Origin of the sequence: Methylobacterium variabile, assembly GCF_001043975.1 — a bacterium.
GTDB lineage: Bacteria > Pseudomonadota > Alphaproteobacteria > Rhizobiales > Beijerinckiaceae > Methylobacterium > Methylobacterium variabile.
Genome location: NZ_LABY01000369.1, coordinates 1 through 10,849, shown reverse-complemented (window position 1 = coordinate 10,849; position 10,849 = coordinate 1). Strand labels below are relative to the sequence as shown.

The window sequence follows — 10,849 nt, the reverse complement described above, 5'->3', positions numbered from 1 at the left end:
TTCAGGCGGCGCCGGAGGGCGGCCCTCCGGCTGCCGCCTGAAACCCGTCGCACGGTCATGAACTCGCTCGATCTGCAAAAAGCCCCGGAGGATACCCGCGTCGTCGTGGCGATGTCCGGGGGCGTCGATTCCTCCGTCGTCGCCGCGCTGCTCAAGCGCGAGGGCTACGACGTGGTCGGGATCACGCTGCAGCTCTACGACCACGGCGCGGCGAGCCACCGCCGGGGCGCCTGCTGCGCGGGCCAGGACATCCACGACGCCCGCCGGGCCGCCGAGACGATCGGCATCCCGCATTACGTGCTCGACTACGAGGACCGGTTCCGCGAAGCGGTGATCGACCGCTTCGCCGACAGCTACCTCCAGGGCGAGACGCCGATCCCCTGCGTCGAGTGCAACCGCTCGATCAAGTTCCGCGACCTGCTCGCCACCGCCCTGGACCTCGGGGCCGACGTGCTGGCGACCGGCCACTACGTCGCGAGCCGGGCCCTGCCCACCGGCGGCCGCGCCCTGCACCGCGCCCTCGATCCGGCCCGGGACCAGAGCTACTTCCTGTACGCCACCACGGCCGAGCAGCTCGACCTCCTGCGCTTCCCCCTGGGCGAGCGGCCGAAGGACGAGACCCGGGCGCTCGCCAAGGCGTTCGGCCTCAGCGTCGCCGACAAGCCCGACAGCCAGGACATCTGCTTCGTGCCCCAGGGGCGCTACCAGGACGTGATCGCCCGCCTGCGGCCCGATGCCGTGCGCCCGGGCGAGATCGTCCACCTCGACGGGCGGCGGCTGGGGCGCCACGACGGCATCATTGGCTTCACGGTGGGCCAGCGCCGCGGCCTCAACGTCGCGGCGGGCGAGCCGCTCTACGTCGTGCGCCTGGAACCCGGCGAGGCCCGGGTGGTGGTCGGCCCGCGCGAGGCGCTCGCCACCTCGGTGATCCGCCTCGCCGACCCGAACTGGCTCGGCGATTCGGCCCTCGACGCGGCGCGCGGCCTGCCCGTGGCGGTGCGGGTGCGCTCCCCCCGCGAGCCGCGCCCCGCCAGCCTGACCTGGAATCCGGACGGAGCCTGCGCCGAAATCACCCTCGCGACGCCCGAGGACGGGGTGTCGCCGGGCCAGGCCTGCGTCATCTATGCCGATGACGGGCCGCGGGCGCGGGTTCTCGGCGGCGGCACCATCCGGCGGGTCGAGGCCGAGCGCCTGGCGGCGGCCTGACCCCCTCTCCGCGCGGCCCCCCGGCCCGCGGACACCAGTTGATCTCGGAGACGGTACGGACATGCTGAGCGAGCCGCGAGAGGCGGGGCCCACCACCGCCTTGATGCGCAAGGCCTACGCGCGCTGGGCGCCGGTCTACGACGTGGTCTACGACAAGCTCACCGAGCCGGCGGCCCGGGACGCGGTCGAGGCGGCGCTCGTCGGCGGGCGCCGCATCCTGGAGGCCGGCGTCGGCACCGGCCTGTCCCTGGGCTACTATCCGGCGGACGCGGAGGTCTACGGCGTCGATCTGTCGGAGGACATGCTGCGGCGAGCCAACCGCAAGGTGGCCCGCCGGGGCCTGTCCCACGTCAAGGGCCTCCAGGTCATGGACGTCTGCCGCCTCGGCTACGCCGATGCGAGCTTCGACGCGGTGGTGGCGCAGTTCCTCATCACCCTGGTGCCGGATCCCGAGGGCGCCCTCGACGAGTTCCTGCGGGTGCTGAAGCCCGGCGGCATGATCGTGCTCGCCAACCATTTCGGCCAGGCCGACGGCACCGTCGCCCGGGTCGAGGAGATCGTCGCCCCGCTCTGCTCGAAGATCGGCTGGAGCTCGGACTTCAAGGCCGCCCGGATCGAGGCCTGGGCCCGGGCCAAGGGCGTGACCTTCATCGGGCTCAAGCCGACCTTCCCGGGCGGCTTCTTCAAGATCCTGCGCATGCAGAAGCCGGGGTGAGCGCGCTGTCCCGGCTCCGCGACGAACCCTCCCGTCCCGAACCGCCGGAGGCGGGGGGCCCGCCCGCGGCGGACGCGCCGGGCCCGGAGGCCGTGGCGGTCCCGGCCTGGCGCCGCTGGCTGCGGGTGCTGCCGCTGGTCGCCCTGGTGGCGCTCTCCCTCGGCCTGCTCTTCGGCGGCATCACCCGCTGGTTCAGCGTCGACCAGCTGCTGGCCTCCCGGGCCTTCGCCAAGGCCTGGGTGGCGGAGGGATTCTGGCGCGCCTATGCCTGCGCCTATCTCGCCTATGTCGGCACCGTGATCGTGTCGCTGCCGGTCTCGGTGGTGATGACGACCCTGTGCGGCTTCCTGTTCGGCCCGGTCGCCGGCGCCCTGGTGTCGATCGCAGCCGCCACGACCGGCGCCGTCGTGGTCTTCTCCATCGGCCGCACGGCGGCGGGCGAGGTGCTGCTGCGGCGCGCCGGCTCGCGCCTCGGCCGGCTGGCGGAAGGGTTTCGCCGCGACGCCTTCTCGTACGTGATGGTGCTGCGGCTCCTGCCGGTCTTCCCGTTCTGGATGACCAACCTGGCGCCTGCGATCTTCGGCGTGCGCCTGCGCACCTTCGCGCTCGCCACGCTCATCGGCATCAGCCCCGGCGCCTTCATCTACGCCTCGGCGGGGGCCGGGGTCGAGACCGTGGTGGCGGCCCATCAGGAGGCCAAGGAGGCCTGCCTGGTGGCCGGCGGCATCGCCTGCGACGCCGCCCTGTCCCTGCGCACCATCGTCACGCCGCAGCTCATCGCCACCCTGCTGGGCCTCGGCGCCCTGGCGCTGCTGCCGGTCGCCTGGCGGCGGTGGCGGCGCCAGCCCCGCTGAGCCGCCGGACGGCGCGGCAGCATCGCGCGCAATTCCTTGGCCGTCGACTGGATTTTCGGCAATCTGGGAAAGGCCGAACGGGCGTGTTAGTGTTCCGCCGGCCTCGCGGCGAGTGAGGATGTCGGGCGAGCGAGGGCGTCGGGAACGTGCAGTGGTCCGAGGACGCGGCGAGCCAGGGTGGTGTCCGGGGCCTCGCCGGACGCATCGGGCTGTCCGGCCGCCTGCTCCTGCTCACGGTGGTGTTCGTCCTCATCGCCGAGGTGCTGATCTACGTGCCGAGCATCGCGACCTTCCGGCGCTCCTGGCTGTCGGATCGGGTCGCCGCCGCGCAGGTCGCCGCCCTGGTGCTCGACGCCGCGCCCCAGCAGCGGGTGTCGGACGACCTCGCCCGCCGGCTGCTGACCGGCGTCGGGGCCCGTGCCATCGCCCTCAAGGCCGGCGGCGCCCGGCGCCTCCTCAACCTCACGCCGATGCCGCCCGAGGTCGGCGAGACCGTCGACCTGCGCGACGCCGACTGGATCGAGGGGATCGGCGGCGCTTGGCGCACGCTGACGCAGACAAACCCCCTGCCCCTGCGGGTGATCGGCCACGGCATGGACGGGGTCGACTTCGTCGAGCTGGTCCTCGATCCTGCCCCCCTGCGCGCCGCGATGATCGCCTTCTCGCGCCGCATCCTGCTCGCCTCCCTGGCGATCTCCGGCATCACGGCCGGCCTCGTCTTCCTGGCGCTCCAGCTCTCCATCGTGCGGCCGGTGCGGCGGCTGGCCCGCAACATCGCCGCCTTCGCGGAGGATCCGGAGGACCTGTCGCGGCGGATCAGTCCGTCCTGGCGCAGCGACGAGATCGGCGCCGCCGAGACCGCGCTCGCCCGCATGGAGACGATCCTGTCGGGCGAGCTGCGCCAGAAGCGGCGCCTGGCCGATCTCGGCCTCTCGGTGAGCAAGATCAATCATGAGCTGCGCAACCTGCTGACCACGGCGCAGCTGCTGGTCGACCGGCTCGAGCACGTCGCCGATCCGGGGGTGCAGCGGGTGGCGCCGCGCCTCGTCGCGACGCTCGGCCGGGCGATCCGCTACTGCGAGGCGACCCTGGCCTACGGCCGGGCGGCCGAGCGCCCGCCGGAGCGCCGCCTCACGCCCCTGCGGCCGATCCTGCGCGATGCCCTCGACCTCGCCGGGCTCGCCCCCGGGGCGGCCGTGACCATCGAGGACCGCACCCCCGAGGCCTTGAGCGTCGACGCTGATCCCGACCAGCTGTCGCGGGTGCTGGTCAACCTGGTGCGCAACGCCGTCCAGGCGCTCGGCCTCGCCGGGGCCGCCGACGCGGCGCCGTTGGTGGCGATCGAGGCGGAGCGGACCGGCGGCACCGTCACGATCCTCGTCTCCGACAACGGCCCCGGCCTGCCGGAGCGGGCCCGGGCCCACCTGTTCGAGGCGTTCCAGGGCGCCGGCCGCTCCGGCGGCACCGGCCTCGGCCTCGCCATCGCGGCCGAGCTGGTGCGGCTCAACGGCGGCGCCCTGAGCCTCGACGAGACCCGCAGCGGGGCGCGCTTCCGCATCACCCTGCCCGATCGCGAGGCGTGAGCGCGGCTTTCGAAGAGGTGGTCGCCGAGTGGCCTTCCAAGCGGCTTTCGAAGTGGCGTTCCAAGCGGGTTGCCAAGCTGGCCGGCGCCGCCGCATCGTAGGGTCATGTCGCTGCGCGTCCCCCTCTCCGCCGTGCGCTCCTTCGAGGCGGCCGCGCGCCGCCGCTCCTTCAAGGACGCGGCCGCTGAGCTGAACCTCACGGCGAGCGCGGTCAGCCACGCCATCCGCAAGATGGAGGGGATGCTCGGCGTCACCCTGTTCGAGCGCCAGGGCCAGGGCGTGGTGCCGACCGCCGCCGGCGAGGCGCTGCTGGAGCACGTCAGCCGCGCCTTCGACGAGCTGCATCGCGGCCTCGACCTCGTGGCGGCGCGAGGACCGCAGCTCCTGCGCCTGCACTGCGCGCCGAGCCTCGCGGCGCAGTGGCTGACGCCCCGCCTCGCCCGGTTCCTGGCGGCCCATCCGGGCTTCGAGGTCCGGCTCGCCGCCGGGATGGATTACGCCCGCTTCGTCGGCGACGAGTTCGACGCCGACATCGTCTACGGCCCGCCTCGCGGCGAGGGCCTCGTGGTCGTGCCGCTCTGCACCGAGACGGTGATGCCGCTCTGCGACCCCGAGCGGGCCGCCCGCATCCGCGAGCCTGCCGACCTCCTCGGCGAGGTGCTGATCCAGAGCGACAACAAGCAGGTGCGCTGGCCGCTCTGGTTCGCCCGCAACGGGCTGCCGGCGCCCCGGCCCCTCGGGGTGCGCTTCGACCGCAGCTTCCTGGCCATCGCGGCCGCCGCCGACGGGCTCGGCGTCGCGCTCGAATCGACCCTGCTCGCGGAGCGGGAGCTCGCCAGCGGCCGCCTCGTCGCGCCGCTGCTCGGCCGGGCCCGGGACGTCACGTATGTCGGCCATCACCTCGTCTATCCGGCGACCACCCGGCGCCGCGCGCCCCTGCGGGTGTTCTCGAGCTGGCTGGCGCAGGAGATGGGGATCGCGCTGCCGGACGATCTCGCCTGAATGCCGCGGGTCGGCGGGCGGCGCCCGGTCCTGCGCGGCGCGAGATGAATCGTATTCACCTCTGACTGTAATTTCCGCGTTTGTCCGCGGCCCCTGCTCCAGGCACTGTGCCTGCAACGAGACGAGGGAGGCACCGTCGAGGACGGGCGGCGACCGGGGCGTGAGGCCTCGGGCGTCGAAGTCACTCCCTCGTGCGCGAAGGGCCGGGACCGGTCCGGCCAGCCAGGGAGGACGACATGCTTCTGACCGACAAAGTGTGCCTGATCACGGGCGCCGCATCCCTGCGGGGCATCGGCCGCGCCACCGCGAAGCTCTTCGCGCAGCACGGCGCCAAGGTGGTGATCCTCGATCTCGATGCCGGCCAAGCCGAAGAGGCCGCCCGCGCGCTCGGCGACGGTCATCTCGGTCTCGCCTGCAACGTCACCGACAAGGCCGCCTGCCAGGCCGCCGCCGACGAGGTGGTCTCGCGCCTCGGCCGCATCGACGTGCTGGTCAACAACGCCGGCATCACCCAGCCGCTGAAGTTCATGGAGATCGAGCCCGGCAACTACGACGCGGTGCTCGACGTCAACCTGCGCGGCACGCTCTACATGAGCCAGGCGGTGGTGCCGCAGATGCGCAAGCAGAGGTCCGGCTCGATCGTCTGCATGTCGTCGGTCTCGGCGCAGCGCGGCGGCGGCATCTTCGGCGGTCCGCACTACAGCGCCGCCAAGGGCGGCGTGCTGGGCCTCGGCAAGGCGATGGCCCGCGAGCTCGGCCCCGACACGGTGCGGGTCAACAGCATCACCCCCGGCCTGATCCAGACCGACATCACCGCCGGCAAGCTCACCGACGAGCTGAAGGGCGAGATCGCCAAGGGCATCCCGCTCGGCCGCCTCGGCGTCGCCGACGACGTCGCCAATGCCTGCCTGTTCCTGGCCTCCGACCTCTCCTCCTACATCACCGGCGCCGTCATCGACGTGAACGGTGGCATGCTGATCCACTGACGAGGACGCGACCATGCCTCCCACCGAACCCGGGCAGAACAGCCCCTCGCTCGCCGAGCGGGCCTACCGCATCCGCCGCAACGCCCTCCTGATGGGCGAGGTCCAGGGCCAGGGCTACATCGCCCAGGCCCTCGGCATCGCCGACGTGCTGGCGGTGTCGTACTTCCACGCCATGCGCTACCGCCCGGCCGAGCCGGAATGGGAGGGGCGCGACCGCTTCCTGCTCTCGATCGGCCACTACGCCATCGCGCTCTACGCCGCCCTGCTCGAGGCCGGGATCATCCCGGAGGACGAGCTGACGAGCTACGGGGCCGACGACAGCCGGCTGCCGATGTCCGGCATGGCCGCCTACACCCCCGGCATGGAGATCACCGGCGGCTCGCTCGGTCACGGGCTGGCGCTTGCGGTCGGCTTCTGCCTCGGGCTCAAGCGCAAGAAGTCGGACTCGTTCGTCTACTGCCTGATCTCCGACGGCGAGCTCGGCGAGGGCTCGATCTGGGAGGGCGCCTGGTCGGCGAGCCACTGGAAGCTCGACAACCTGATCGCCATCGTGGACGTCAACAACCAGCAGGCCGACGGGCCCGCCTCGCAGGTCACCGGCTTCGAGCCGGCGGCCTCCCGCTTCGAGGCCTTCGGCTGGCACGTCCAGCGGGTCGACGGCAACGACATCGACGCCCTCGTCCAGGCCTTCGATGCCGCCAAGGCCTGCACCGAGCCGAAGCCCCGGATCGTCATCTGCGACACCAAGATGGCGAAGGGCATTCCCTTCCTCGAGGCGCGCGAGCGCAACCACTTCCTGCGGGTGGAGCCGCAGGAGTGGCAGGACGCGATCAAGATCCTGGATGCCGGGAGGCCCGCATGAGACGCTCGAAGTACACGCGCCCGGCCTGGCTCGGTGAGCAGGGCGAGGGCGGCCAGGGCACGGCGGACAAGCCGCGGCTCACCACCTCGGCGATGATCGCCTCGCTGGCGGCCCCCGACCAGCGCACCGCGCCGGCCCCGTTCGGCCACGCGCTGGCCAAGCTCGCGGAGGAGCGCCCGGAGATCGTCGGGCTGACCGCCGATCTCGGCAAGTACACCGACCTGCACATCTTCGCCCAGAAGCACCCCGAGCGCTTCTACCAGATGGGCATGGCCGAGCAGCTGCTGATCAGCGCCGCCGCCGGCATGGCGCGGGAGGGCTTCCAGCCCTTCGCCACCACCTACGCGGTGTTCGCGGCGCGGCGCGCCTACGACTTCATCTGCATGGCGATCGCGGAGGAGAACCTCGACGTCAAGATCGTCTGCGCGCTGCCGGGCCTGACCACCGGCTACGGCCCGAGCCACCAGGCCACGGAAGACATCGCGATCTTCCGCGGCCTGCCCAACATGACGATTCTCGACCCCTGCGACGCGCACGAGATCGCGCAGGCGGTGCCGGCCATCGCCGATCACAAGGGGCCGGTCTACATGCGGCTCCTGCGGGGCAACGTGCCCCTGGTGCTCGACGAGTACGGCTACAAGTTCGAGCTCGGCAAGGCCAAGACGATCCGGGACGGCAACGACGTCCTGATCATCTCGACCGGCCTGATGACGATGCGGGCGCTCGAGGCGGCCGAGGCGTTGCGGGAGGACAAGGTCGACGTCGCGGTGCTGCACGTACCGACGATCAAGCCGCTCGACACCGAGACGATCCTGCGCGAGGTCGGCAAGGGCGGGCGCCTGGTGGTGGTGGCCGAGAACCACACCGTGGTCGGCGGCTTGGGCGAGGCAGTGGCGGGTCTGCTCCTGCGCAGCGGCACGGTGCCGAAGGCCTTCCGCCAGGTCGGCCTGCCGGACGAGTTCCTGGATGCCGGCGCCCTGCCGACCCTCCACGACCGCTACGGCATCTCGACGGCGGCCATGGCGCGGAGCATCCGCGAATGGCTGTGAGCGCCGAGGCACCCATCGCCTTCGTCGGCCTCGGCTCCATGGGCCTGCCCATGGCCCGCAACCTCGTGCGGCACGGCTTTCCCGTGCGCGGCTTCGACGTGCGGCTCGAGGGCAGGAGCGCCTTCGCGGCCGCCGGCGGGACCCCCGCCGAGACGGTCGCGGCGGTGGCGGACGGCGCCGCAGTCCTGGTGCTGATGGTGGTCAACGCCGACCAGGCCGAGGCGGTGCTGTTCGGTGAGGGCGCCCTGGAGCGCCTCTCCCCGGACGCCGCGGTGGTCCTGATGGCGACCTGCCCGCCGGCCGCCGTGGCGGCCCTGGCGAAGCGGGTGACCGCGACCGGCCGGGCCTTCGTCGACGCTCCCGTCTCCGGCGGGGTCGTCGGCGCCGAGGCCGGTAGCCTCACGATCATGGCGGCGGCCCCCGCCGCCGTGATCGCCGGGGTGCGGCCGCTGCTCGAGGCGATGGGCGACAAGGTGTTCCACGTCGGCCCGGAGCCCGGTCAGGGCGCCACCATGAAGGCGGTCAACCAGCTCCTGTGCGGGGTGAACCTGGCCGCTGCCGCCGAGGCCCTGTCGCTGGCCGCCAAGGTCGGCATCGACGGCGAGGTGGCGCTCGGGATCGTCTCCGGCTCCTCCGCCTCGAGCTGGATGCTGCGCGATCGCGGGCCGCGGATGCTGGAGGAGACCCCGCGGGTGACCAGCGCCGTCGACATCTTCGTCAAGGACCTCGGCATCGTGCTCGAGGCCGGCCGCAGCGAGAAGGCCGCCCTGCCCCTCGCCGCACTCGCCCACCAGCTCTTTCTCGCCGCGTCCGGCCGTGGCGCCGGCGCGGAGGACGACAGCCAGGTCATCGGCTCCTACCGGGCCCTGAACGGCAAGTAGCCTGCCCAATCCCCCTCCCCACGACTCGCCGCGATCCCGGGCAAGCCCGGGATCGCGGCTGGGGACGGGATGGCCCCCATCCCCAGAAGCCGGCCCAACCGGCCCGATCCCCCCTTCTCCGAGGAGACTCCCATGAGCCAAGCCCTCTCCCGTCGTACCCTGCTGGCCGGCGCCGCGGCGATGCCGCTCGTCACCATCTTCACCCGGCCCCTCCGCGCGGCGGAGTTCGACTACAAGCTCGCCACCGGCCAGGACCCGACCCACCCGGTCAACATCCGGGCCCAGGAAGCGCTGACCCGCATCCGCGAGGCGTCCAACGGGCGCCTCGACATCAAGCTCTTCCCGGCCAACCAGCTCGGCTCCGACACCGACCTGCTGTCGCAGGTCCGCAACGGCAGCGTCGAGTTCTTCAATCTCTCGACCTCGATCCTCTCGACCTTCGTTCCCGCCGCGGCGCTGCCGAATACCGGCTTCGCCTTCAAGGACTACAACGACGTCTGGAAGGCGATGGACGGCGGCCTCGGCAATTACGTCCGCGAGCAGATCGCCAAGACGCCGATCCAGACCGTCTCGAAGGTGTGGGACAACGGCTTCCGCCACATCACCTCCTCGACCAAGGAGATCCGCACGCCGGAGGACCTCAAGGGCTTCAAGATCCGCGTGCCCCCGTCGCCGATGCTGACCTCGCTGTTCAAGGCGCTCGACGCCGGCGCGGCCCCGCTCAACTTCAACGAGCTGTACTCGGCGCTGCAGACCAAGATCTTCGAGGGTCAGGAGAACCCGCTCGCCATCACGGCGACGACCCGGCTCTACGAGGTGCAGAAGAGCTGCAGCCTCACCGGTCACGTCTGGGACGGCTACTGGATGCTCGGCAACAAGCGGGCCTGGCAGCGCCTGCCGGAGGATCTGCGCGCCATCGCGGCCCGCGAGCTCGACCGCTCGGCCGACGACCAGCGCGCCGACATCGTCAAGCTCAGCGCCTCCCTGCGCCAGGACCTCGGCTCCAAGGGCATCACCTTCATCGAGGTTGATCGCCAGAAATTTCGCGATGCGCTCGGCCGCACGAGCTTCTACAAGGACTGGAAGACCAAGTACGGGGACGCGGCCTGGGAGCACCTCGAGGCCGTCGCCGGCAAGCTGGCCTGAGGGAGGCATACGATGCATATCGACATCGCAACGGAGACGCCTGCCTTGCCGGCGGCGTCGGCCAAGCGCGCCTGGGCGCGCTCCCTCGACAAAGCGCTGGGCCCCCTGGTCGAGATCCCGGCCGCCCTCCTGGTGGTGGCCGAGGTCGTGGTGCTGCTGGCAGGCGTCGTCAGCCGCTACGTCTTCCACGCCCCCATCGTCTGGTCCGACGAGCTCGCCTCGATCCTCTTCCTCTGGCTCGCCATGCTCGGCTCCGTCGTCGCCTACCGCCGCGCCGAGCACATGCGCATGACCGCCCTCGTCAGCATGGCCTCGCCCAGGACACAGGCCTTCCTCGAGGCCGTGGCCCTCGCCGCCGGCCTCGCCTTCGTGGTCATGCTCCTCCATCCGGCCTACGAGTTCGCCCACGAGGAGATCTTCGTCCAGACCCCGGCGCTGGAGATCACCAACGCCTGGCGCGCCGCCGCCCTCCCGGTCGGCTTCGCCCTCATGCTCGTCGTCGCCGCGCTCCGCCTCATCGAGTGCGCCGACTGGCGCCATGCCGCCGGCGCCGTGGCGCTCAGCG

General features: G+C 72.2%; 11 protein-coding genes. All 11 read left to right on the top strand.

What is annotated here, in order from left to right; genetic code table 11:
* The first annotated feature begins 57 nt into the window (after positions 1 to 57).
* A complete protein-coding gene (gene mnmA, locus VQ02_RS33090; protein WP_048448518.1) occupies positions 58 to 1,206 on the top strand; it encodes a tRNA 2-thiouridine(34) synthase MnmA in 1,149 nt (382 codons plus the stop codon).
* A gap of 61 nt (positions 1,207 to 1,267) precedes the next feature.
* Complete coding sequence (locus VQ02_RS33085; RefSeq protein ID WP_048448517.1) at positions 1,268 to 1,921, top strand: class I SAM-dependent methyltransferase; 654 nt, start codon at positions 1,268 to 1,270, stop codon at positions 1,919 to 1,921.
* Positions 1,918 to 2,775: a TVP38/TMEM64 family protein gene (locus VQ02_RS33080; RefSeq protein WP_083469585.1), complete on the top strand. Its 858-nt coding sequence runs from the start codon at positions 1,918 to 1,920 to the stop codon at positions 2,773 to 2,775. Before VQ02_RS33085 ends, VQ02_RS33080 begins: the two co-directional genes overlap by 4 nt.
* Before the next feature lie 146 nt (positions 2,776 to 2,921).
* Entirely contained in the window at positions 2,922 to 4,358 is a 1,437-nt protein-coding gene (locus VQ02_RS33075; RefSeq protein ID WP_048448516.1) for a sensor histidine kinase, read from the top strand.
* Positions 4,359 to 4,463: 105 nt separating this feature from the next.
* Positions 4,464 to 5,360: a LysR substrate-binding domain-containing protein gene (locus VQ02_RS33070; protein ID WP_048448515.1), complete on the top strand. Its 897-nt coding sequence runs from the start codon at positions 4,464 to 4,466 to the stop codon at positions 5,358 to 5,360.
* Positions 5,361 to 5,596: 236 nt separating this feature from the next.
* Positions 5,597 to 6,346: an SDR family NAD(P)-dependent oxidoreductase gene (locus tag VQ02_RS33065; RefSeq protein ID WP_048448514.1), complete on the top strand. Its 750-nt coding sequence runs from the start codon at positions 5,597 to 5,599 to the stop codon at positions 6,344 to 6,346.
* A 13-nt stretch (positions 6,347 to 6,359) separates the two neighbouring features.
* On the top strand, positions 6,360 to 7,208 hold the full coding sequence (locus VQ02_RS33060; RefSeq protein ID WP_048448513.1) for a transketolase: 849 nt from the start codon (positions 6,360 to 6,362) through the stop codon (positions 7,206 to 7,208).
* Positions 7,205 to 8,257, top strand: coding sequence for a transketolase family protein (locus VQ02_RS33055; protein WP_048448512.1), 1,053 nt, complete (start codon positions 7,205 to 7,207; stop codon positions 8,255 to 8,257). The genes VQ02_RS33060 and VQ02_RS33055 overlap by 4 nt, the downstream gene beginning before the upstream one ends.
* Entirely contained in the window at positions 8,254 to 9,138 is an 885-nt protein-coding gene (locus VQ02_RS33050) for an NAD(P)-dependent oxidoreductase (protein ID WP_209437102.1), read from the top strand. The genes VQ02_RS33055 and VQ02_RS33050 overlap by 4 nt, the downstream gene beginning before the upstream one ends.
* 132 nt (positions 9,139 to 9,270) lie before the next feature.
* Entirely contained in the window at positions 9,271 to 10,284 is a 1,014-nt protein-coding gene (locus VQ02_RS33045) for a TRAP transporter substrate-binding protein (protein ID WP_048448510.1), read from the top strand.
* A gap of 12 nt (positions 10,285 to 10,296) precedes the next feature.
* Positions 10,297 to 10,849 (top strand): TRAP transporter small permease (locus VQ02_RS33040; RefSeq protein ID WP_048448509.1); only part of this gene is annotated, 553 nt, incomplete at its 3' end.